Source organism: Streptomyces sp. SS7, from assembly GCF_037993025.1.
Taxonomy (GTDB): Bacteria; Actinomycetota; Actinomycetes; order Streptomycetales; family Streptomycetaceae; genus Streptomyces.
Genome location: NZ_CP141223.1, coordinates 9,162,789 through 9,184,968 on the forward strand (window position 1 = coordinate 9,162,789; position 22,180 = coordinate 9,184,968).

The window sequence follows — 22,180 nt, forward strand, 5'->3', positions numbered from 1 at the left end:
ACACGCTGACCGAGTGTTGGCCATGGGTTTCCCCGTTGATCTCCGTCGCTGCCAGGTCATGGGCCTGGCCGGTACGGCCTGTCTCGCGCTGGGCGGCGAGAGCGCCGGCGCGCTGCCCGCGCGGGAGCTTCTGGCCCCGTCCTCCGTGCACGCCGTCCTCGGTCTGGTCGGCGTGTACTTCGGGCTGGTGCTGCTGACCGCGGCCTGGGTCCTGCTGGGCGGGCTCGTCCGCGGCGCCGAGCCGCCGACGCCGCGCGCCCTGGTGCTCGTCCTCGCGGTCTGGGCGGCGCCCCTGGTGGCGGGGCCGCCGTTGTTCAGCCGGGACGTCTACAGCTATCTCGCCCAGGGCGCGATGGTGAACGCCCACATCGACGTGTACACCCACGGCCCGGCCCGGCTCGGCGGCCCGCTCGCGGCCGAGGTGGCCCCGCTGTGGCAGCACACCGGAGCCCCGTACGGACCGGTCTTCATGGCCGTCGCCGCCGCGCTGTACGGCCTGACCCACGGAGAACTGCCCGCCGGGCTGCTCGGCATGCGGCTGGTCGCGCTGTGCGGGGTGGCGCTGATGGCGGTCGCGCTGCCCCGGATCGCCCGGCACAGCGGCGCCGACCCGGCCGCCGCCCTGTGGCTGGGCGTCCTCAACCCGCTGGTGCTGCTGCACCTGGTGGCGGGCGCCCACAACGACGCCGTCATGCTGGGCCTGCTCGGCATCGGACTGGTCGCCGCGCTCGCCCGGCGACCGGTCCCGGCGGCCGTCCTCGTCACGCTCGCCGCCCTGGTCAAGGCCCCGGCGATCCTCGGGCTCGCCGCGGTCGTGCTGCTGGCCGTGCGCGCGGGCCGGCATCCCGCGCGGGCCGTGCTGACCACCCTGGCCGCCTGCGCCGCGACCACGGTCGCCGCGACCGCCCTCGCGGGCACCGGTTACGGCTGGATAGCCGCCCTGGACACGCCGGTGTCCCCGCAGAACTGGGCCCTCACCAGCCTCCTCGGCCGCGCCACCGGCGCCCTCCTCGAACACCTCGGCAGCGATCTCGCCCCGCTGGCCGTCCCCGCCTGGCACGCGTTCGGCCTGGCCGTCACCGCCGTCGCCCTGGTCGCCATCTGGTGGCGGCTGCGCCCCCGCCCGGTGTACGCGCTCGGTCTGAGCCTCGCCGCGGTGGCCGCGTTCGGCCCGGCGATCCGCCCCTGGTACGCGCTGTGGGGCCTGTTCCTCATCGCCGCGGCGGCCCCCAGTACCTCGGTGCGGCACCGTATGGCGGCCGTGGCCGGTGTCCTCGCCCTCGCCGTCCTGCCGGACGGCGGGCCCGCCGACGGCAGCCGGCTGCTCCTCGCGGTCTGCGGCGGCGCGCTCGCCGCGGTCGTCCTGTGGCAGGCCCACCTCGCGGCCCAGGCGCCGGCCGCGCCGGTGCGTACGGCATGAGAGCACCCGCCACCGACCGCGGCCGTCTGCTGCTCCTGGGCTGTCTGGTCGCCGCCGTCACCCTGTTCACCGCCACGGTCCCGCTGCTGCGCGACTGGTTCGACCTCCGCGTCTACTACGGCACCGTCAACACCTGGATCCACCACGGCGGCCACGTCTACGACTACCGGGTGCCGGGGACGCCGTACGGCTTCACCTATCCGCCGTTCGCGGCCGTCACCATGCTGCCGATGGCGCTGGTCGGACTGCGGACCGCGATCGCGGCCGCCCTGCTGCTCGACCTGGCGGCGCTGGCCGTCGTCCTCCGGGTGCTGGCGGGGCCGGGCTGGCGGCGGCACGGCTGGTACGGCCTGGTCCTCGCGGCGTGTGTCCTCGCCCTGTTCGAACCGCTGCGGGACACCGTCAGCTTCGGCCAGGTCAACCTGCTCCTGCTGGCCCTGGTCCTGGCCGACGCCTGGCTGCTGGCGAGCGGCCGGGGCCGCTGGGCCGGAGTGGGCATCGGGCTCGCGGCGGCCGTGAAGCTCACCCCGGCCGTCTTCATCGGGCTGCTGCTGGTCGCCCGCCGCCGGCGCGCGGCCGCCGTGGCGACGGCCGTCGCGGTCGCCGCCACGGCGTGCGCGGCCCTGGTCGCCCCGCAGGCGTCCCGGTTCTACTGGACGCAGGCGCTGTGGGACACCAGCCGGGTGGGCCGGCTCGGCTATGTGTCGAACCAGTCGCTCCAGGGCGTCCTGGCCCGGCTCGGCGTGGACAGCAAGGCCGTGTGGGCGGCGCTGGTCCTGGTGGTGCTGGCCGTGTGGGCCCGGCGGGCCCGGCGGGCGGTGGGCGCCGGGGACTGGCAGGCGGCCTTCGCCCTCACGGGCGTCACCGCCTGCCTGATCAGCCCGGTCACCTGGGTGCACCACCTGGTCTGGCTGCTGCCGTCGTTCGCCGTGCTGCTGCGCGCCGGGCACGCGCGCGTGGCGGGTGCCCTGTACGCGGTGCTGTGCACCAGCGTGGTGTGGCTCTGGTTCGACGACGCCTCCGGCGTCGACGGCTTCCTCGGCAGCAACACCTACACCTGGGTCACGCTGGGCCTGCTGCTGTTCCTGCCGGCCGGTCAGTCCCGCGCCGAGCGCCGCCCCACGAGCCACAGCGCCAGCGCGACGACGGACCCGCCGAGGACGGCCGCCCCCGCGATCGCCGCCGCCCGCGACCAGCCGGCCCGCCCGGCCGCGACGGGCACGGCCGCCGCGTGCGCCGCCGACCGCGCCACGGGGTCCGCCCCGGAATCCGCCACGGGTCCGGCGGCGGGCCTGGGCCGGGCGCGCAGCGCGTCCAGCGACCCCACCGGCTCGACCCGTCCGCCGGCCGCGAACCCCCAGTCGAGCAGCTCGCGCGCCTCCTCGTAGACGGCGTGCCCGCCGCCCTGCCGCGGGTTCATCACCGTGACGACGAGGGTGCGCCCGCCCCGGCGGGCGGCGGCGACCAGGGTGTTGCCGGCGTGGCTCGTGTAGCCGTTCTTGACGCCGATCAGCCCCGGGTACGGCTCGACGCCGTCGTGCCCGGTCAGCAGCCGGTTGGTGTTGGCGATGCCGTACGACCCTCCCGCGCGCCCCGGGAAGGTCGCCTCGGCCAGACCGCAGTAGCGCGAGAAGTCCGCCCGGCGCAGCCCGGCCCTGCCGAACACCGCCAGGTCGTACGCCGAGGACACCTGCCCCGGTGTGTCGTAGCCGTCGGGCGAGCGGACGTGGGTGTCCAGCGCGCCCAGCGCCCGCGCCTTCTCCTGCATCCGCGCGGTCGTCGCCCGCCAGCCGCCGTTGAGGGCGGCCAGCACGTGCACGGCGTCGTTGCCGGAGTTCAGGAACACCCCGCGCCACAGATCGGCGACCGAGTACGTCTGTCCCTCGGCGACCCCGACGAGAGAGCTGCCCGGACCGATGTCCGCGAGTTCCTCCTCGGACACCTCGTGCCGCACGCCCGCGGGCAGGACCGGCAGCACGGTGAGTGCGAACAGGGTCTTGAGGGTGCTGGCGGGCGGCAGCCTGCGGTGCGCGTTCGCCGCGGCGAGCACCTCGCCGCTGCCGGCGTCGGCCACCAGCCAGGACAGTGCCGAGAGGTCCGGGACCTCGGGGGCGCCCCGGTGGGGTCTGACCTGCGTACCGGCACGGAAGAGGAGCGACGGCTCCGGCGTGTGCGCCCGTTGCGGCGTCCGTGCCCGTACCGCGGTGGCGGTGGGGCCGGCTCCGGCTGCGGCCGCAGTGGGCCCGAGGGCCAGGGCACCTGCCGCGCAGAAGACACAGGCCGACAGTCCGACCCGAGAAGGGAATCCGATCTTCATATGATCAACGTAGGAATCGGTGGGGCGTTCCCCGCGCTGCCCGTGCCGTAGGCGGGCCGGTGAGCACCCGGATGCCGCACGTTCAGCGGTTCGAGGCCGGGAGCGTCGGCTGGATCCGCCGCAGGAACGTCGCGTTGTCGGGGGTCTCCCGCAGCCGCTCCAGGAGGGTCTCCAGGTTCGCCTGGCCGTCGCGGGCCCGGAGCGCCCGGCGCAGTCCTCGGGTCGCGGTCAACTCGGCGGCGGAGAGGAGGAGTTCCTCGCAGCGGGTGCCGGAGCCGTTGATGTCGACGGCGGGGAAGACGCGGCGTGAGGCCGGTTCGCGGTCGAGGCACAGCTCCATGTTGCCGGTGCTCTTCAGCTCCTCGAAGAAGAAGTCGTCGGCGCGGGAGCCCGTTTCGACCAGCGCGGTGGCGAGGACGGTGAGCGAGCCGCCCTCCTCGGCGGCCCGCGCGGCCCCGAAGAACCGCTTGGGGCCGATCAGCGCGGTCGCGTCGACGCCGCCGCTGAGGGTGCGGCCCCCGGCGGCGGCCGCGTTGTTGTGCGCCCGGCACAGCCGGGTCAGCGAGTCGAGGAGGATCACCACGTCCTCGCCCGCCTCGACGAGCCGCTTCGCCCGCTCGACGACGAGTTCGGCGAGGGCGATGTGCTGCCGCGGTGCCCGGTCGAAGGTGGAGGCGTACACCTCGCCGCGCACGGAGCGCCGCATGTCGGTGACCTCCTCGGGGCGTTCGTCGAGCAGCAGCACCATGAGGCGGGTCTCGGGGTGGTTGCCGGCGACGGCGGCGGCGAGCTGCTGGAGCAGCACGGTCTTGCCGGACTTGGGCGGTGCGACGATCAGTCCGCGCTGGCCCTTGCCGACGGGGGCGATCAGATCGGTGACCCGTCCGGCCAGTCCGGCGGCCGGGTGTTCGAGGCGAAGTCGCCGGTGGGGGTGGAGGGGAGTGAGGTCACGGAAGTGCGGACGGCCGTGGAGGGCGTCGGGCGTACGGCCGTTGACGCGGGCCACCTCGGTCAGGGCGCGCTGGGTGCCGCGCACCCCTTCGACGAGGTCGCCCTTGCGCAGTCCATGACGGCGGATCAGGGCGGCCGGGACCTGGAGGTCGCCGGGCGCGGGCAGACAGTCCGCGGCCCGCAGGTGCCCCGTCCCGCTCGCGTCGATGTCGAGGACACCGGCGGCGACCCGGGCCGGGGTCTGCTGCACAGGGGGGTGTTCGAGAGTGGTGGTCATGGTGGTCGGTCCTTTCACGGACGGAAGGCATGAGGCAGGTGAAGAGAGGGAGCGGGCCGCGAAGGGAGGGCGCGTCGCGCACCTCGGGCGGCGAGGAGCAGCACCTCGGGTACGGCGGAGCGGGTCCGCTGCCGAGGTGGTGCGGGAAAGCCACTGCACCGGCCGATGGAGAACGGCGGGCGGATCAGCGGGCTGAAGGAGAATCAGTACGTTGCCCGGACCGGGACTTACACAGGTACTAACCCTACTGTACCACAGGGTATTCCCGGGCGGGCTAGTGCCGTGACCGGGAAGGTTTGCCGGGAAGCTCGCGGCGTCCGGTGCGGTGCATCGCAAGGCGGAGCGTCGCCCGCGTACTGGATGTACTCGGGTGATGCGACAACGCGGCGAGGTGCCGTGCCGGGCGTCGCGAGCCGGTGAACCTTTCCGGTCACGGCACTAGCGAAGGCGTCCCAGGGCGTCGGGGGAGAGGCGCTCGGCGAGCTGTTCGAGCAGGTCGACCGTGTCGGCGATCCGGTCGGGGTCGTCCGTGCCGAGGGCGTCCGCGAGTGCCGAGTCGACGGGGGTCGCGGCCACCTCGGCGCGACGGCCCGAGACCTCCGGGCCACGGCGCAGCAGGGTGCGGCGCCGGTCGGCCGGGTCGGGGGCGGCGACCACGGAGCCGACCTCCTTCAGCCGGGCCACGCACCCGGACACCGCGCTCTGCGGAAGCCCGGTCCGGGCGGTGATCTCGCCCACGGTGGTGTCGGGGTGGGCGTAGACGTCGAGCAGCACGATCAGCATCGAGCGGGTGCTGGTGGAGCGCGGGCCCATCCCCTCCGTGGGGATGGCCTCCTCGCCGATCTTCATCAGCGTGCGGCCCAGCAGAAAGAGCTCGACTCCGTTCATGGCGGCAGATTACATCGGAGATGATGCATCAGATTTGATGCATCAGTCTTGATGCATCAAAAATGATGGATTACGGTGAAGGTGTCGGTGTAGGTCTCGGCGCGCGATGCCGGCCCAGCAGGAACCCGCCACGGAGGAGGCCCCATGCAGTCCACCCTGACCGTCCCCGGTGCCACGCTGCACTACGAAGTCCGTGGCCGCGGGCCCCTGTTGCTCGTCTCGCAGAGCGGCGAGGGCGACGCCAACCGCAGTGACGCGATGGCCGACCACCTGATCGACGCGTACACCGTGGTGACGTACGACCGCCGCGGCCTCTCCCGCAGCGCCCTGGACCGGCCCGGCTCCGGCGCGTCACTCGACGAGCACGTCGACGACGTGCACCGGCTGCTCGCCGCGCTCACCGAGCGGCCCGTCCTCATGCTCGGCTGCAGCATGGGTGCCGTCATCGGGCTGCGGCTCGCCACCCGGCACCCCGGGCAGCTGAGCACCCTGGTCGCCCACGAGCCCGCCGTCCCCGGCCTGCTGCCCGAGGCGGAACGGCTGCGCACGCAGGCCGAACTGGACGAGATGCGGGCCGTGTTCCAGCGGGACGGCTGGATCGCCGGGGTTCGGCGGATCGGCGAGCTGCTGGGCATCGACCCGGCGCGGCAGGAGACCGAGCCCGGCGCCCGGCTCGCCCCCCTCGACGCCTCGCGCGAGGCCGACTTCGACTTCTTCATCCGTCACGACGCCCTCGCCCTGCGCGACGCCGGTCTGCCGCCCGCCGAGTTGGACGCCCTCAAGGCAGGGCCGGTCCGTGTCGTCCCCGCCGCCGGACGCACCACTCCCCGCACGGTCTTCGACTACCGCTGCGCCGAGGAGCTGGCCGCCGGACTCGGCACCGGCCTGACCCGTTTCCCCGGCGGCCACAACGGCAACCTCACCCACCCGAAGGGCTTCGCGCAGAGCCTGCGCACCGCCCTGGAGGCGACCGCCTGATCCACTGCCGTCCGCACTGCAGGACACGGGAGAGGCCGGGGAAAACCCGGCCTCTCCGATGTTTACGGCAGATGTCCCTAGAGCGTAACGATCCCGCACGTCAAGGGCCTTGACCGCCATCCGGCCCTTATCTTCACGTCATGTCCACGCCGCCTGAGCCGCCGCAGCAGCCCACATCGCCGTCCGACGCTCCGGCCCCGCCGAGCGCCTACCCCTACCCGAGCCCGCAGTCGCCGGGCGTCGGCGGCCCGCTGGGATTCCCGCCGGCCGCGCCCGCGCCCCAGGGTGCCCCGCAGGGCGTCTACGCCCAGCCGACCCTGGTCGGCGTCCCCGCGCAGCCCGGTCAGCCGGGCCCGCCGCAGCCCCAGCCGGGCAATCCCTACCTCCAGCCGGGCCCGTACCCCGTGGTGGGGCCGCCGCCCGCCGGCCGCGGCGGCGGGGCCGGGAAAGCCGTCCTGTGGGCCGCCCTCGGCGCCCTGGTGGCCTCCGCCGCCTGGGCGGCCGGCGTCTTCCTGATCACCGGCCCCGACAAGGCGGACCTGGCCGGTTACACGTCCCCGTCCAACCTGTGCAACGCCCTCGACTACTCCTCCTTCAAGGCGGAGTACCCCGACAACGACGGCTCCCCGACCCGCAACCGGCTCGAGGACGACGCCCTCGACGAGGGCCTGTGCAGCATCAGCCTGAAGAAGACCGCGTCGACGTACGCGGACGCGTACCTCTACGCCCAGCTGGACCTGCACAAGAAGACCGATCCGGGACCGGAGTTCACCGCCGCCTGGAAGAACTACGGCGACAGCCACACCGGCTACGACGTGGAGACCGTCACCGGCATCGGCGACGAGGCCTACCTCGTCAGCAACGACACCACCTCCGGCTCGTCGAGCGGCTCGCTCTATGCGACGCTCGCCGTGCGGGACGGCTGGGTGACGTACACGATGACCTACAGCGCCTACTACTCCTCGTACGACGACGACAAGGACCCGCCGACCCTCGACGAGGTGTCGGACATGCTGAAGACGGACACGAGGACGACTCTGGCGGACCTCAAGGACTGAGGTCCGCCCAGCACACCGGGTTTCCGCGGCACGGTGGCCGGCTTCCGCGTCAGCGGTCGGCCACCGGCGCGTCCAGCGCGTTCGTGATCGCCTCGAACCGTGCCCCCATCGCCGCCGCCAAGGCCTGAAGGCCCGACAACGGCCGGACCATGACCGTCAGTTCGTCGATCAAGCCGTCTTCGTCCACATGGATGAAGTCACAGCCGGTCAGTTGCTTCTCGCCCACGCGCGCCGTGAACACCAGCGCATGGTCGCGGCCCTCGCCCCCGGTGAGCTCACGGGCGTACCGGAAGTCCTCGAAGACCTCCGACACCGCGCGCAGGATCGCCGCGGTGACGGCCCGGCCGGCGTACGGCTTGAAGACGGCCGGGCTGCTGAACACCACGTCCTCGGCCAGCAGTGCCTCGACGGCCCCGAGATCGCCGGCCTCGACCGCCTCACGGAACGCGCGCATCGGATCACCCCAAAGAGTTTCATAATCAATTCGTTTACTAGGTGCGGTCGACAATAATCACCCGCTGCTACCGTGTCCACATGTCCCTCAAGTACGCCGTCCTGGCCGCCCTGCTGGAAGGCGAGGCCTCGGGCTACGAACTGGCCAAGCTCTTCGACGTCTCCTTCGCGAACTTCTGGTCGTCCACCCCTCAGCAGCTCTACCGCGAGCTGGAGCGGCTCGCGGGGGACGGGCTGATCGCGGCACGGGTCGTGGAGCAGGAACGCCGCCCCAACAAGCGGATGTTCACGCTCACCGAAGCCGGCCGGACGGACCTGGACGCGTTCGCCGCCACCGCGCCCCGCCGGCCCACCGCGATCCGCGACGAACTCCTCATCAAGATCCAGGCGGTGGACGGCGTCGACCCCGCGGCGGGCCTCGCGCTGATCGAGGAACGGCTCGGCTGGTCCCGGGCCAGGCTGGCGCGCTACCTGCGCGTCCGCGAGCGGCTGCTCGCCGGGCGCACCGAGGACGTGTACCTGGCCGAGGCCGAACGGATCGGCCCTTACCTGACCCTCATGGCCGGGATCGGCTTCGAGGAGGAGAACATCCGCTGGTGCGAGCGCGCGAGCGTGCTCCTCGGGCGCCGGGCCGCCGTAGGCTGAGGGCGATGTTCAGTCCCCACGGCCCCAGCCTGCGCGAACTCGCCGTCCAGGCCCTGTCGTCCGTCGAGCACGGCTACGACCTCCTCGCGCCCAAGTTCGACCACACCCCCTTCCGTACGCCGGACTCGGTGCTGTCCGCCGTGACCGCCGCCCTGAAGAAGTCCGGCCCCTACGGCGACGGCCTCGACCTGTGCTGCGGTACGGGCGCCGGACTGGACGTCCTCGCGCGTGTCTGCACCCGCAGCGCGACCGGCGTCGACTTCAGCGCGGGCATGCTCGACGAGGCGCGTGGTCGCGCGCCCGGGACGGGGGCGCGGGTGGCCCTGGTACGCGCCGACGTCCGCGCCCTGCCCTTCACGGCCGCCTTCGACCTGGTCGTGAGCTTCGGTGCGTTCGGGCACTTCCTGCCCCGCGAGCTGCCCGGGCTCTTCGCCCAGGTGCACCGGGTGCTGCGGCCGGGCGGACGCTTCGCGTTCCCCGTGCTCGCCCCGCCCCGCCCCGCGGACCCCGCCTTCTGGATGCTCCTCGGCTTCGACGCGGTGATGCGGGTGCGCAACGCCGTGTGGCGGCCGCCGTTCGTGATGTACTACCGCGCCTTCCGGCTCGGCGAGGTGCGGCGGGAGCTGGAGCGGGCCGGGTTCCGCGTGGACCTCCGCGCGCTGCCCGAGTTCGGCACGCGCGGCGACGGAAGCCCACGGGTCCGTATGGTCGAGGCCCGACGGGAGGCGTGACGCCCGGGCCGGGGCGGTCACAAGGCGCTGTACAGGGCGTCGACCAGCGCCATCTTGCGCGGGTCGTCCGAGATCCTCGGCCCCATGCGGTTCATGACATAGCCGAGGGACACCCCGGCCTCCGGATCGGCGAGCCCGCAGGAGCCGCCGTACCCGTCGTGACCGGCCGCGCGCGGGTTGGGCCCGTAGGAGCCTTCCGCGCCACTCAGCCAGAGCCCCAGCGCCATCTCCGTGTCATGTCCGAGTCCGGCCCCCAGCACCAGGTCCCGGCAGGCACCCTGCCCCTCGCGCATCCGCTCGGCGGCCGCGGGGGAGAGCACCCGGCGACCGCCGTGGGAACCGCGCCCGGCGACGACGCCGTAGAGCGCGGCGACCGCGCGGGCCGTGCCGTGGCCGTTCGCCGCCGGGATCTCGGCGGCCCGCCACGCGGGTGAGTTGGCCTCGGCGACGCCGACCAGCGGATTGGCCAGGGCGGCGATCGCCTCGGGAGTCAACTGGGCGAACACGGCGGCCTGTTCGCTGGCCGGTGGGGACGGCGCGGCCACCAGCTCGGCGACCCGCCCGGCTTCCTTCTCCGGCAGCCCCACGGTGAAGTCGATGCCGAGCGGGCCCGTCACCTCCCGCTCCAGGAACGCCCCCGGCAGCAGTCCCGACACCCGTCGGACGACCTCCCCGACCAGGAAGCCGTACGTGAACACGTGATAGCCGGACCGGGTGCCCGGCTCCCACCAGGGCTCCGTCGCCGCGAGGCGCGCGGTGGTCGTCCCCCAGTCGTAGAACTCCTGGAGCGAGTGCGGCTCGCGCAGCCCGGACAGCCCCGCCCGGTGCGACAGCAGATGCCGTACCAGCACGTTCTCCTTGCCCGCCGCCGCGAACTCCGGCCAGTACGCGGCGACCGGTGCGTTCCAGGTCGAGCAGCCCCCGGTCGGCCAGGACGTGCGCGCACAGCGCGGTGGGGCCCTTCGTCGTCGACCAGACGTTGACCAGGGTGTCCCGTTCCCACGGGCGCGTGCGTGCCCCGTCGGCCCAGCCGCCCCACAGGTCCACCACCGGCACCCCGTCGACCGTGACGGCGACCGCGGCGCCCAGCTCGCCCCGGTCGCGGAAGTTCTCCTCGAACGCGGTGCGCACCGCGGCGAAACGCGCGTCGCAGTGGCCGTGAACCTGTGGCACGTGCTCGGACATGGGCCCTCCGTCGGACGCCGGAAACCCCGGACCGCCACCGCGCGGCCCGGGCCCCCTGAACATACCGACTGGTCGGACTGGGGGGAAGGGGTGTGCCGGGGCCTCAGGCGTACGCGCGCAGCCAGCGCAGCTTGGCCGCCTCCTGGTAAGGGCCGCCGCCCTCGTGGTCGTTGAAGTCGTACACCTCGATCGCCTTGTCCTGCCGCGCCCAGGCGTTGAACGCGGCGAACACCGTGGACGGCGGGCAGGTCTGGTCCTCCAGCGCCGCCGAGAACAGCGCGGGCGCGGTGCCGCGCGCGGCGAAGTGGACGCCGTCGAAGTAGGACAGGGTGCGCAGCACGTCCTGGCTGCGGCCCCGGTGCGTCTTGAGGAACAGGCCGATCTCCCGGTACGGGTGACGGTCCGTCAGGGTCGCCGCGCGCGGGAAGTCGCACAGGAACGGCACGTCCGGCGCGACCGCCACCAGGTCCGGTACGAGACCGCCGACGGCGATCGTGATCCCGCCGCCCTGGCTGCCGCCCAGCGCCACGGTCCGGCTCGCGTCGGTCAGCGGGTGCGAGCGGGCCGCCTCCACCGCGCGCACGGCGTCCGTGTAGACCCGGCGGTAGTAGTAGTGCTCCGGCGCGTCGATGCCCCGGGTCATGAAACCGGGGTAGGAGGGCGCGCCGCCCACCGGGTCGGCGGTGCCACCGCCGCCGCCCCAGGCGCTGCCCTGGCCCCGGGTGTCCATCACGAAGTGGGCCCGGCCGGTCGACGCCCACAGCAGGTTCTCGTGCGGCAGCCCGCGCCCGCCGCCGTACCCGATGAACTCCACGACCAGCGGCAGCGGCCCCTCGGCGGCGGCCGGCAGCTTCAGCCAGCCCTTCACCGGGTGCCCGCCGTATCCCGCGAACGTCACGTCGTACACGTCGACCGTCGACAGGCCGGTCTCGACCCGCTCGAAGCGCGCGTCCAGGTCGTGCTCGCGGGTCTCCTGGAGCGTCTTGGACCAGAAGGCGTCGAAGTCCTGCGGTTCGACGGACTCGCTGCGGTACTCGTGGAGCTCCTCGAGAGACAGGTCGAACAGGGCCATGAAGGACCGCCTTTTGTCAATGGGCCATACGAATGATCACACCGTACGTGCCCCTCGACGGCCCCCGCCAGACCGTGTCACCCGCCCCGCCACGAACCTCAGGCAGGCCTGCGCCGCGTCCATTCCGGCTCCGTGCGCGCCCAGGCGCGGTCCCACTCGTCGAGCCGGTGCCGCATCGCCACCCGGCGGATCGCGGTGTGGCCGAGGAGCACCAGGGCGGCGGTACCGCCCGCCGCGCAGCCGCCCATGGTGAGCGTGTGCTGCCAGACCGCCGTGCCCGTCGGCGGCGCCGGAACGCTGCGGCCGTGCGCGTCGAACCACACGTCCACCAGATCTCCCTGGTGCGTGCCCTCGGGCACCCGTGCCGCGGCCGTGCGCGCCGTCCCGCCCGGGGGCGTCCAGCGCACGGTCACCCGGTACGTCCGCTGACGCACCCCGTCCGCCGAGGGTAGGTTCTCGGGCACCCGTCCGACGACCTCGGCCCGCACCCGGTGCCGCTCGGTGCGCTGCTGCACCGCGACGGTCTGCGCCTCGGCATGGGCCCACAGGCCGGCCACCGCCCCGGCCAGCGGCACGGCGACCAGCAGCAGCAGGGCGACGGCCAGCGCCGTCCACGCCTCCACCACGTCCGACCGGCGCCGCAGTGGGTTCTTCCGCCACCGCCAGCCACGTATCCGGCTTCGCATGTCGACCTCCTCGCCGTCACGCGAGTGCCCACATGAAAGTGGTACCCCCATTGGAGTGCATCCGCGACCCGGAGCCGGCCCCGCAACGGCCCCGGAACGGGCCCTGAGCCGGTGCCGGCACGGGCCCGGCCGCTCAGCCGAACCGTTCGATCCGGATACGGTCCACCGGCTGTCCGGCGGCCACCAGCAGCCGCGAGGCATGCTCGGCGAACGCGTTCGACCCGCACACGTACGCCTCCCATCCGCCGGCCGGAACCTCCTCGAAGGCCGGCCGCAGATGCGCGGCGCCGAGCCGCCCCACGGGCACGCCCGCCGGCGCCCGCCGCGTGAAGACGGGCGTGGTCTCGGCGCCGTACTCGCGTGCGTAGATCAGCTCCTCGGGGCCGCGCGCGGACACCAGCAGCCGCAGCGGCACGTCCAGGGCGCGCGCCCTCCGGTGCCGGACCATCGACATCAGCGGCACCACCCCGGAGCCGGCGCCGATCAGCAGGGCGGGCCGGTCCCCGGGCCAGGCGAAGAAGCCGCTGAGCGGACCGCGTACCTCGACCCGGTCGCCCGGCCGGGCCAGGGTGTGGAACCAGCCGGAGACCTCGCCGCCCTCGACATGGTCCAACGTCAGTTCGACGTGCCCCGAGTCGTCGGGCGCGGAGGCCAGGGAGTAGTGCCGCTGGGCGGTGTAGCCGTCGTCGGCGGTCAGCCGCAGCATCAGGTGCTGGCCGGGCAGATGGCCCGCCCAGGCCGGGACCGCCAACCGGAACGTCGCCGCGTGCGGGGTCTCACGGCGGATCTCGGTGAGCGTGGCCGTCTGCCACACGGCGGCGGTCCGGTCGCTCACCGCGATCCGGCCGGGCACGGCGAACCGGGTCGGCGGCACGAAGGACGGCGAGGCGGCGGTCTCAGTCACCGGAGTACCTCTGCTCCTCCCAGGGGTTGCCCCGCGCGTGATAGCCGTTCTGCTCCCAGAACCCCGGCTCGTCGTGGTCGAGCAGCCTGAGGCCCGCGATCCACTTGGCGCTCTTCCAGAAGTACAGATGCGGCACCAGCAGCCGCGCCGGGCCCCCGTGCTCCGCGGTGAGCGGCTTGCCGTCGTACTCCCAGGCGATCCAGGCCCGCCCGCCGGTGAGGTCGGCGAGCGGCAGGTTCGTGGTGTACCCGGTGTGCGCGTAGGCGACCACGTGCGTGGCCGACTCCCGCACCCCCACGACGTCGAGGAAGGCGTCCAGCGACACACCCCCGAACCGCACCCCGAACTTCGACCAGCTGGTCACGCAGTGGATGTCACCCTCGTACGCCGACGCCGGCAGCGTGTGCGCCTCGTCCCAGTCCCAGGTCCGGGGCTCCCGGACCAGCCCGTCGATCCGGAACGACCAGTCGGCGGGGGAGAGGTCGGGGGTGACCTCGGCGGAGAGCACGGGCCAGTCGTCGCCCGCGTCGTACTGCCCCGGCGGAAGACCGGGGTTGTCGACGCGGGCGCGCCCGGTGAAGCCTCGGGTGACGTTCATGCTCCCACCGTACGCTGTCGTCGGGAGTGCTCCGTCCCAGGTCAACGCCCCCGTCATTGCGGCCGTATGAACACTTTGCGGCTCCGGGAATACCCGCCCGGCGCCGCTCCTTGGCGATCGGTGCCGGGGCCGTGCTCCGGACGCAGCGCAAGGAGAGTGAGGAAGAAGATGCCCAAGGCGTACGTCTTCACGCGGTACGGCGGACCGGAGACCGAGGCGTTCGTGGACCTGGAGCGCCCGCGCCCCGGCCCCGGGGAGGTGCTCGTCGCGGTGCGCGCCGCCGGGGTGAACCCGGTCGACTGGAAGCTCCGCCGGGGCTACCGGCGCCCGGGTGACACCGCCGAGCGGGTGTTCCCCTCGGTGCTGGGCAGCGAGGTGGCCGGTGTGGTCGAGGAGACCGGCGAGGGCGTCACCGGGTTCGCGCCCGGCGACGAGGTGTTCGGCACCGCCGTCGCGGGCGGCTACGCCGAGTACGCGCTGCTCGCGGCCGGCATCACCGCGCACCGGCCGGCGGGCCTGTCCTTCGCCGCGGCGGCCACCCTCCCCGTGGCCGCCGCGACCGCCTACGACGGCGTCCACCAGCTCGGCCTGCCCGCCGGGGCGACGCTCCTGGTGACGGGGGCGGGCGGCGGGGTGGGCGTCGCGGCGGTGCAGATCGCCCGCGCCCTCGGGGTACGGGTCGTCGGGCTGGCCGGCGAGGGCAAGAAGGCCCTCCTGGAATCGCTGGGCGTGGTCCACGTCCCCTCGGGGCCCGGCTGGGAGGACCGCGTCCGGGCCGCCGCCCCGGACGGGATCGACGGGGTCTACGACCTGGTCGGCGGCGAGGTGCTGCACACCGCGGCCGCCCTGGTGAAGGACCCCGCGCGGCTGATCACCGCCGGTGCGCCGGCCGAAGAGGCCGAGGCGCTGGGCGGCGCCCGGGTGCTCAGGGCCCGCAGTGCGGACGTCCTGCGGGCCGTGGCGGACCTGGTCGTCGCCGGGGAACTGGACCCGCACATCACCCGGACCTTCCCGCTGGAGCGGGCCGGCGAGGCCCTGCGCGAGGTCGAGAGCGGGCACACGCAGGGCAAGACGGTCATCGAGGTTGCCGGATGAGCGCGCACGTCCTGGACAACCCCGCGCGCGCCTCCCTCACCGGGCCGCACGCGCACTTCGCCGAGCGCCGGGGCCGGGTGCTGCGCTACCCGGTGGACGTCTCGCCCTGGCTGGCCCTGCCGGACGAACCGGACGCCGGCGACTGGGCGGACCTCGCGGCCCTCGCCGGTCCCGGCGCGGAGGTGCCGTTGCCCGGCTTCCGGGGCGAGGTCCCCGAGGGCTGGGAGATCACCTTCCGGATGGAGGGCGTCCAGCTCGTCGACGACGGCCTCGCGGCGGCGCCCGATCCGGAGGCCGTCCGCCTCGGTCCCGCCGACGTCCCGGAGATGCTCGACCTCGTCGCGCGCACCCAGCCCGGACCGTTCGAGCGGCGCACCGTCGAACTCGGCACCTACCTCGGCATCCGCCGCGACGGCGCCCTGATCGCCATGGCCGGCGAACGGCTCCACCCACCGGGCTGGACCGAGATCAGCGCGGTCTGCACCGACCCGGCCCACCGCGGCGAGGGCCTCGCCACCCGGCTGATCCTGGCCGTCGCCCACGGCATCCGCGCCCGCGGCGAGACCCCGTTCCTGCACACCGGCGCCGGCAACACCGACGCCATCCGCCTCTACGAGTCCCTGGGCTTCCGGCTGCGCCGCAGAACCGCGTTCGTGGCGGCGCGGACCCCGGAGCGGCCGGGGGCGCTGGTGCCGTGACCGAGGGGCTGTCGGCCGGGAGGCGTCCGGGACGTCCTCCCGGCCGACGGCCGTGCGAGGGCTCGGGTGCCGGAGGGGTCAGCCGTGCGCCCGCCGGACCGTGACCTCGTACTGGTCGGCGGCGCCCTCCCGCTGGATGACGAGCCCGTCATCGGTCTCCGCGTCCGCCATGGCGTGCAGGCTCAGGGCCAGGTCGTGCGACTCGGGATCGCGGAACGCGGCCAGGTAGGCGCGCAGAGCGTCGTCCCGGACGGCGGCGACCCGCTCGTGCGCCTCCTCCTCGACCTCGTCGGCCGCGTCACCGGGACCGGCGGGCACCTCGTCGGGTCCGGCCGCGGCGTGCAGTCCGGTGGCGGCCCGCAGCGCGTCGAGGAGGCTGTCGCCGGAGGCTATCCGGGCCTCCCACACCCTCCAGGCCCTGCCCGGCACGCCCTCGGCGGCGAGGTCGACGCCGTGCCGCTCCGCGAGCCGGCCCAGCTCGGCGCCGGACAGCAGGTCGCCGTGGGCCGGGCCGAGCGCGGGGAGGTGCTCGGCGAGCCCGGTGGGGAACGCGTCCGCAACCACGGTGAACAGGGACCGGCTCGCGTCGAAGACCAGGACCGTCTCGTCGCGGTCACCGGGCGGCGTCAGCAGCAGATGGTCCGGGCGCACCGGCTCCGCACCGGCAGGCGCCGCGCGGTCCACCCAGGCGGGCTCCCCGTCCACCTCGCTCTCGGCGAGGAAGTTGCCCGTGTAGCAGGCGCCGTAGGGGACGTCCGGGAACGAGGCGAGGGGACGGCCGACCACCTCGCCGAAGGCCTGGGCGAGGCTGTCCCGCCAACTGTCGGCGGACGGGGTCGGATGGGTGCCGGGCATGGGCGAACTCCCGGGACGCGGGGCAAGAGTGACGTACAGGAGGAAGTGAACCGCACGGCACCGACAACGGCACCGCCCCTCGGGCCCGGGACCCCGCACACATGGTCCGTCAGTCGGCCGGCGCGGCGCCCCAGGCGTTGTACCGGACCAGATACGCGGCGAACCGCTCCAGGTCCTCCGGCGGCCACTCGGCGAGCCGCTCCCGGAAGGCCGCGCGGCGGCTCTCGGTGACCTGGGCGAGGATGCGCCGGCCGGAGTCGGTCAGGTGGAGGAGCTGGACGCGGTGGTCCTCGGGATCGACCCGGCGCTCGATCAGGGCGGCCCGCTCCAGGGCGGCCACCTGACGGCTGACCGTCGACTTGTCCAGGGCGTGCAGCGCGGCCAGGTCCGTGGCGCGGCAGCCGCCGCTCTCCTCCAAGTGGCCGAGCAGGGTGTACGACACCAGCGACAGCTCGGGGTGCAGCCGGCCGGCGGAGGCACGGGCGCGCCGGGCGAAGACCGTCATCTCCCGCTGGATGGTCTCCACGGCCTCGGCCGACTGCATCAGGGCTCCCTCACGCTCTTGGTTGCATAGTACAACTCCCCGGGCTGGGGTGCTAAGGTGATCGACCGGCCGTGACCTCACGGCCCGTGCGACGCGAGGAGGTGAGACCGATTACCGCCGTTCGTTTCCCCGAAAGGTGTTCGTCTTTCCATGTCTCCCTCTTCACCGTCCGCTCCGTCGTCCTCCCGTGACACCGTCGTCGCCGCCCTGCGCGCCGCCGGGTGCGTCTTCGCCGAGGACGAGGCGGAGCTGATCCTCTCCACCGCCCGTACGCCCGCCGAACGCGACGCCATGGTCGCGCGCCGCGCGGCCGGTCATCCGCTCGAACTCGTCGTCGGCTGGGCCGAGTTCCGCGGTCTGCGGATCGCCGTGGAACCGGGTGTCTTCGTGCCCCGGCGCCGCACCGAGTTCCTCGTCGAACAGGCCCTCGCCCACGCCCCGCGCGCCTCGGTCGTCGTGGACCTGTGCTGCGGCTCGGGCGCGGTCGGCGCCGCCCTGGCCGCGGCGCTCGGCGACGTGGAACTGCACGCGGCCGACATAGACCCGGCGGCGGTGCGCTGCGCCCGCGCCAATGTCGCCGCCCACGGCGGCCACGCGTATCAGGGCGATCTGTTCGAGGCGCTGCCCGCCGGGCTGCGGGGCCGGATCGACATCCTGGCCGCCAATGTGCCGTACGTCCCCACCGACGAGGTCCCCCTGCTGCCGGCGGAGGCCCGCGACCACGAGCCGCGCACCGCCCTCGACGGCGGCGGCGACGGACTCGACGTGCTGCGCAGGGTCGCCGCCGGGGCGCCCGAGTGGCTGGCGCCCGGGGGGATCCTGCTCGTGGAGACCAGCGAGCGGCAGGCCCCGGCCGCCGTCGAGGCCTTCGCCCGTGCCGGCCTGACGGTCCGCCCGGCCGAGGACGAGGACCGGTACGCCCACGTCGTACTGGGGACCAGGGCCGGGTAGCGACGCCGCCGCCCGTCGGACCGGGGGAGCTGTCCGTCGCCGTGGTTCCGCGGGCTGTGGTGGCGGCTGTCGTGCCTGTCCGTCCGGGGCTGTGGAGGCGGCTGTCGTGGCTGGTCGTCCGGGTGCGGGCCGTGGGCCGGGTCAAGTGGTGACGCTGCCGCCCGTGGGGGCGGGGGAGTGTCGTCCTCGTGGTTCCGCGGGCCGCGGCGGCTGTCGTGCCTGTCGGTTGTGGCCCGTCAGGTGGTGGCGCCGTTGTTCGTGGGGGCGGGGGAGGTGTCGTCGCCGTGGTTCCACGGGCCGTGCCGGAAGCCGTCGTGGCCCTTGTCCCGGTCCGGGCCGCGGTCGCGGAAGCCGGGGAAGTCGCCTGAGACGACCCGGACCGCCGTGTAGGTGTCGCCCGAGCGGGAGCCGACGACGACCACCGTGTCGCCCTTCTTCAGCGCCGACGCCCCGGAGCCGGACGTGCCACCGGTGCGCACCGCGGCGTCCGCGCCGACCGTCCAGGTCCACGAGGTGCCGTCCTCGCTCTTCACCGTGACCCGGTCGCCGTCCACCTTCTCGACCGTCCCGCGCTGCCACACGCGGACGACCCACGTGCCGGTGTCCCGGTCCTTCACGGTCGCCTCGCCGTGCGCCGCGTCACCGCCGAACCCGAAGCCCGACCACGGTCCGCCACGCCAGTGCCCGCCGCCCGGTCCCTCCGAGGGCGACGACGACGCCGGGGCCGGCGAGGGGGAGCCGGACGAGCCTCCCGAGGTCGCCGCGTAGGCGACCGTGCCGCCGAGGGCCAGCACGGCGACCGCCGTGGCCGCGATCACCGCTCGCCCGCGCGCCGACCGGCGCCACGCGCGCGCGGCCGGCGAACCCGGCTCGCGCTCCTCCCCGCCCGGCCCCGAGAGCACCTCGACCTCTTCCGGCTGCTCATGCTCCTGCATCACGGCTCACCTTCCTCGGCCCGGTGGGCGGGCGCGGCGGGAAACAGCTGGCACTCCTCTACTGTGATTGTCGGATCAGCACGATAAGGAAGCGGTAATAAAACCCTGTGAATCGGGCCGCCCGGCTCCCGGAGGCGCTCTCAGTCGCGGGCCCGCGCCACGAGAAGGGCGACGTCGTCGTGGTTGTCGGGATGGTGCAGCTCGGTCAGCAGATGGTCACAGAGCTCCTCCAGCGGGAGCCGGGGATCGTCCAGGAGGGCGAGCAGCGCGGCCAGGCGCTCGTCCAGCGAGTGCACCCGGGTCTCCACCAGCCCGTCGGTGTACAGCACCAGCTGGTCGCCGGGCGCGAACGCGACCTCGGTCGTGGAGAAGGCCACGCCGCCCACGCCCAGCGGCGCGCCCGTGGGCAGCTCCAGTAGCTCCGGCGGCAGGCCCGGGCGCACCCGGACCGGCGGCAGATGCCCGGCGTTGGCGATGCGGCAGCGGCCCCGGCGGGGGTCGTGGACGGCGTACACACAGGTGGCGATGGAGTGGTCCAGCCCCTGGGTGATCCGGTCGAGGTGCTCCAGGAGCACCGCGGGGTCGAGACCGAGCGAGGCCAGGGTGGTCGTCGCGGTGCGCAGCCGGCCCATCGTCGCGGCGGCGTCGATGCCGCTGCCCATGACGTCGCCGACGACCAGCGCGGTCTTGCCGTCCTGGAGCGGGATGACGTCGAACCAGTCCCCGCCGACCTCGGTGGTGGCGCCCGCCGGCTGGTAGCGCGAGGAGACCTCCAGGCCGCCGGTGACCGGCGGATGGCTGGGCAGCAGGCTGCGCTGGAGGGTGAGCGCGGTGGTCCGGGCGTGCTGGTACCAGCGGGCGTTGTCGATCTGCACGGCCGCGCGGGCCGCCAGTTCCCGGGCGAGCAGCAGGTCGTCCCGGCCGAACGGCAGCGGGTTGTGGATCCGCTTGAGGTCCAGCGCGCCGAGCACCTCGCCGCGGGCGATCAGCGGGACGGCCAGACAGGAGTGCACCCCGGCCCGGGCCAGCAGCTCCGCGGCCTCGGCGGAGTGCGCGATCCGGGCCAGGTCGGCCTCCTCGACCCGCGCGATCACGACCGGCTGGCCGGTGCGCACGCACTCCGTCACCAGCTGGCCGGGGGCGTAGCGGACCACCTCTCCGGCCGGGTCGGCGGCGCGCAGGGCCTCGGGCGCGTCGACGGCCCGGACCGCCAGGGAGCGGATGGCGGCCGCCCCGGCGGGGTGCGGACCGAAGGGACGGCCCGCCACCACGTCGTCCAACAGGTCCACCGAGGCCACGTCCGCCAGTTCCGGCACGGCGACCTCGGCCAGCTCGCGCGCGGTGCGCTCCAGGTCCAGGGTGGTGCCGATGCGGGCCGAGGCGTCGGCGATCAGCGCGAGCCTGCGCCGCGCCGCCTCCGCCTCCACGCCCGCCCGGTACTGGTCGGAGACGTCGACCACCGAGGCCGCCACGCCCAGCACGGTGCCGCGCGAGTCCTCCAGCCGGTACAGCGAGATGGACCACGCGTGGTCGCGGTCCGGGTCGGCCCGGGTCCGGCCGACGGTGGACCGGTCGACGAGCGGCTCCCCGGTCCGCAGCACCTCGCGCACCGCCGCCTCCAGCGCGTCCGCCTCCATCGAGGGAAGCACCTCGCGGATCCGGCGCCCGAGGTGCTCCTCGGGAGGCAGGCCGATGATCCCCGCCAGCGCCGGATTCACCGAGACGAACCGCAGGTCCGGGTCGACCACCGCCAGACCGATGGGGGACTGCGCGACCATGCGCGTGGACAGCGCCACGTCCCGCTCCAGCCGGCGTACGGTCGACTGGTCCGCGGCGAGCCCCAGGGCATAGACGGTGCCCTGGTCGTTGACCAGCCGCATGTTGCGGAACTCCACCATCCGGGTGGAGCCGTCCTTGCGGCGGACGGGGAACGCCCCGGCCCAGCTCTGCCCGGTCACCATGACGTCGGCGAACAGCTTGACGACCAGGTCGACATGGCGTTCGTGGATCATGACCTGGGCGGCGTACCGTCCCAGCGCCTCGTCCGCCGTGTAGCCGAACAGCTCTTCGGCCTGTGGACTCCACAGCACGACCCGTCCCTTGGTGTCCAGCACCACCGAGGCCACGTTCAGTACGTCCAGCAGTCCGCTGGGCAGGGCCGGGGCGCCGCCCGCGGCCCGGGACGCTCCGGCTGCCGCGCTCATGCCACGCACCGCCTCCGCTCGTCGCCGAGGCACCCTGTCCCCCGTGCCGACTCCCCCTGTTCCACCGCGCTCAATCCCTCTCGCCCGCGAACCGGGACGTTCTTCTCCATGCTCCTCCAGTACGCGGGCGGACGCCGTTCGCCTCAAGGCCGGACCGGGTCCGTCGGCGCACCGGAGGATCGCCGGACCGGCGTCCCGGCGCGTGAGCGTGGTGCCCGCGCGGGTTCGTGGCGCCGCCCGCCTCGCTGGTACCGCCCGGGAAGTGGTGCTTTTCTGGGGTTGTGCCGCGGTGTGCGGGGAACCCGCCCAGCCGCGCCACCGCACGAGAGGAGCGATCGCGATGGACCGTGCCCGACCGCACGAGGAGCCCGTCTCCCTCGAGATCAGCGGATGCAGCAAGGAGGACGCGCGGATCGTCTTCGACACCCTCTGCGCCTGCTTCGAGTCCGACCGCGGCCCCGACGATGTGCCGCAGCAGCTTCACGAGACCCGTCCGATGGTGTGGCTGGGCACCTTCGAGGTCACCGAGGCCCACGAGTGCCCGCCTCCCGCCCGGCTCTCGGCCTCCGTCGAGGCCGACGCCCAGGGCGGCTACTGGGCGATCGAGCGGCTGCGCTCCACGCTCGACTCGATGTTCTCGGTCCGCGACCTCGCCTCGGCCTCCGGGGACCAGGAACGCGAGCTGCACGTCCTCCTGGAGAGCAGGTGAGTGCCGCAGATCACCGCTGACCTTGT

At 74.2% G+C, this 22,180-nt stretch carries 21 protein-coding genes and 2 pseudogenes; 10 read left to right on the forward strand and 13 right to left on the reverse strand.

Going from position 1 to position 22,180, the window contains the following annotated elements:
* The first annotated feature begins 22 nt into the window (after positions 1-22).
* Together mptB and U5640_RS41225 are read left to right on the forward strand one after the other, a co-directional pair.
* Complete coding sequence (gene mptB / locus U5640_RS41220) at positions 23-1,420, forward strand: polyprenol phosphomannose-dependent alpha 1,6 mannosyltransferase MptB (protein ID WP_340384340.1); 1,398 nt, start codon at positions 23-25, stop codon at positions 1,418-1,420.
* Positions 1,417-2,808 carry a glycosyltransferase 87 family protein gene (locus U5640_RS41225; RefSeq protein WP_340384341.1) on the forward strand — a complete coding sequence of 464 codons (1,392 nt, stop codon included), beginning with the start codon at positions 1,417-1,419 and terminating at the stop codon, positions 2,806-2,808. Before mptB ends, U5640_RS41225 begins: the two co-directional genes overlap by 4 nt.
* Before the next feature lie 35 nt (positions 2,809-2,843).
* Here U5640_RS41225 and U5640_RS41230 read toward each other — a convergent pair.
* The 3 genes and pseudogenes from U5640_RS41230 to U5640_RS41240 form a co-directional block, all read right to left on the reverse strand.
* A pseudogene (locus U5640_RS41230) lies at positions 2,844-3,737 on the reverse strand (serine hydrolase); the annotation flags it as partial.
* An 82-nt stretch (positions 3,738-3,819) separates the two neighbouring features.
* Positions 3,820-4,965, reverse strand: coding sequence for a transcription termination factor Rho (gene rho / locus U5640_RS41235; protein WP_340384342.1), 1,146 nt, complete (start codon positions 4,963-4,965; stop codon positions 3,820-3,822).
* Between the two features lie 438 nt (positions 4,966-5,403).
* A complete protein-coding gene (locus U5640_RS41240) occupies positions 5,404-5,853 on the reverse strand; it encodes a helix-turn-helix domain-containing protein (protein WP_340384343.1) in 450 nt (149 codons plus the stop codon).
* 144 nt (positions 5,854-5,997) lie between these two features.
* Here U5640_RS41240 and U5640_RS41245 point away from each other — a divergent pair, with 144 nt between their 5' ends.
* Both U5640_RS41245 and U5640_RS41250 read left to right on the forward strand, forming a co-directional pair.
* Positions 5,998-6,831, forward strand: coding sequence for an alpha/beta hydrolase (locus U5640_RS41245; protein ID WP_340384344.1), 834 nt, complete (start codon positions 5,998-6,000; stop codon positions 6,829-6,831).
* 140 nt (positions 6,832-6,971) lie between these two features.
* Positions 6,972-7,889: a hypothetical protein gene (locus U5640_RS41250; RefSeq protein WP_340384345.1), complete on the forward strand. Its 918-nt coding sequence runs from the start codon at positions 6,972-6,974 to the stop codon at positions 7,887-7,889.
* Positions 7,890-7,938: 49 nt separating this feature from the next.
* On the opposite strand, the gene U5640_RS41255 is transcribed toward U5640_RS41250, so the two are convergent.
* A complete protein-coding gene (locus tag U5640_RS41255) occupies positions 7,939-8,343 on the reverse strand; it encodes a nuclear transport factor 2 family protein (protein ID WP_340384346.1) in 405 nt (134 codons plus the stop codon).
* A gap of 80 nt (positions 8,344-8,423) precedes the next feature.
* Here U5640_RS41255 and U5640_RS41260 point away from each other — a divergent pair, with 80 nt between their 5' ends.
* The gene (locus U5640_RS41260) at positions 8,424-8,987 is read left to right on the forward strand and encodes a PadR family transcriptional regulator (protein ID WP_340384347.1); all 564 of its coding nucleotides are present in this window, start codon (positions 8,424-8,426) and stop codon (positions 8,985-8,987) included.
* Positions 8,988-8,992: 5 nt separating this feature from the next.
* Positions 8,993-9,718: a class I SAM-dependent methyltransferase gene (locus U5640_RS41265; RefSeq protein WP_340384348.1), complete on the forward strand. Its 726-nt coding sequence runs from the start codon at positions 8,993-8,995 to the stop codon at positions 9,716-9,718.
* A gap of 17 nt (positions 9,719-9,735) precedes the next feature.
* On the opposite strand, the pseudogene U5640_RS41270 reads toward U5640_RS41265, so the two are convergent.
* From U5640_RS41270 to U5640_RS41290, 5 genes and pseudogenes are all read right to left on the reverse strand, one after another.
* Positions 9,736-10,903 (reverse strand): annotated as a pseudogene (locus tag U5640_RS41270) (serine hydrolase domain-containing protein).
* A gap of 103 nt (positions 10,904-11,006) precedes the next feature.
* The gene (locus U5640_RS41275; protein WP_340384349.1) at positions 11,007-11,975 is read right to left on the reverse strand and encodes an acetylxylan esterase; all 969 of its coding nucleotides are present in this window, start codon (positions 11,973-11,975) and stop codon (positions 11,007-11,009) included.
* A 98-nt stretch (positions 11,976-12,073) separates the two neighbouring features.
* Positions 12,074-12,661, reverse strand: coding sequence for a hypothetical protein (locus tag U5640_RS41280; protein WP_340384350.1), 588 nt, complete (start codon positions 12,659-12,661; stop codon positions 12,074-12,076).
* Between the two features lie 133 nt (positions 12,662-12,794).
* The gene (locus tag U5640_RS41285) at positions 12,795-13,565 is read right to left on the reverse strand and encodes a ferredoxin reductase (protein WP_340384351.1); all 771 of its coding nucleotides are present in this window, start codon (positions 13,563-13,565) and stop codon (positions 12,795-12,797) included.
* Positions 13,558-14,163 (reverse strand): sulfite oxidase-like oxidoreductase, encoded by a 606-nt coding sequence (locus U5640_RS41290; protein ID WP_340384352.1) that lies wholly within the window; start codon positions 14,161-14,163, stop codon positions 13,558-13,560. Before U5640_RS41290 ends, U5640_RS41285 begins: the two co-directional genes overlap by 8 nt.
* 168 nt (positions 14,164-14,331) lie before the next feature.
* On the opposite strand from U5640_RS41290, the gene U5640_RS41295 reads away from it, so the two are divergent.
* Positions 14,332-15,258, forward strand: a complete 927-nt coding sequence (locus U5640_RS41295) for an NADP-dependent oxidoreductase (RefSeq protein WP_340385637.1) — start codon at positions 14,332-14,334, stop codon at positions 15,256-15,258.
* Positions 15,255-15,956 carry a GNAT family N-acetyltransferase gene (locus U5640_RS41300; RefSeq protein WP_340384353.1) on the forward strand — a complete coding sequence of 234 codons (702 nt, stop codon included), beginning with the start codon at positions 15,255-15,257 and terminating at the stop codon, positions 15,954-15,956. The genes U5640_RS41295 and U5640_RS41300 overlap by 4 nt, the downstream gene beginning before the upstream one ends.
* Positions 15,957-16,034: 78 nt before the next feature.
* Here the strand turns inward: U5640_RS41300 and U5640_RS41305 are convergent, their stop codons facing one another.
* Positions 16,035-16,811 (reverse strand): hypothetical protein, encoded by a 777-nt coding sequence (locus U5640_RS41305; protein ID WP_340384354.1) that lies wholly within the window; start codon positions 16,809-16,811, stop codon positions 16,035-16,037.
* 109 nt (positions 16,812-16,920) lie between these two features.
* Complete coding sequence (locus U5640_RS41310; RefSeq protein ID WP_340384355.1) at positions 16,921-17,355, reverse strand: MarR family winged helix-turn-helix transcriptional regulator; 435 nt, start codon at positions 17,353-17,355, stop codon at positions 16,921-16,923.
* Between the two features lie 150 nt (positions 17,356-17,505).
* On the opposite strand from U5640_RS41310, the gene U5640_RS41315 reads away from it, so the two are divergent.
* The gene (locus tag U5640_RS41315; RefSeq protein ID WP_340384356.1) at positions 17,506-18,306 is read left to right on the forward strand and encodes a putative protein N(5)-glutamine methyltransferase; all 801 of its coding nucleotides are present in this window, start codon (positions 17,506-17,508) and stop codon (positions 18,304-18,306) included.
* Between the two features lie 236 nt (positions 18,307-18,542).
* Here the strand turns inward: U5640_RS41315 and U5640_RS41320 are convergent, their stop codons facing one another.
* Both U5640_RS41320 and U5640_RS41325 read right to left on the reverse strand, forming a co-directional pair.
* Complete coding sequence (locus U5640_RS41320) at positions 18,543-19,241, reverse strand: hypothetical protein (RefSeq protein WP_340384357.1); 699 nt, start codon at positions 19,239-19,241, stop codon at positions 18,543-18,545.
* Between the two features lie 140 nt (positions 19,242-19,381).
* Positions 19,382-21,445 carry a SpoIIE family protein phosphatase gene (locus U5640_RS41325; protein ID WP_340384358.1) on the reverse strand — a complete coding sequence of 688 codons (2,064 nt, stop codon included), beginning with the start codon at positions 21,443-21,445 and terminating at the stop codon, positions 19,382-19,384.
* 340 nt (positions 21,446-21,785) lie between these two features.
* On the opposite strand from U5640_RS41325, the gene U5640_RS41330 reads away from it, so the two are divergent.
* Complete coding sequence (locus tag U5640_RS41330; protein ID WP_340384359.1) at positions 21,786-22,154, forward strand: hypothetical protein; 369 nt, start codon at positions 21,786-21,788, stop codon at positions 22,152-22,154.
* Positions 22,155-22,180: the final 26 nt, after the last annotated feature.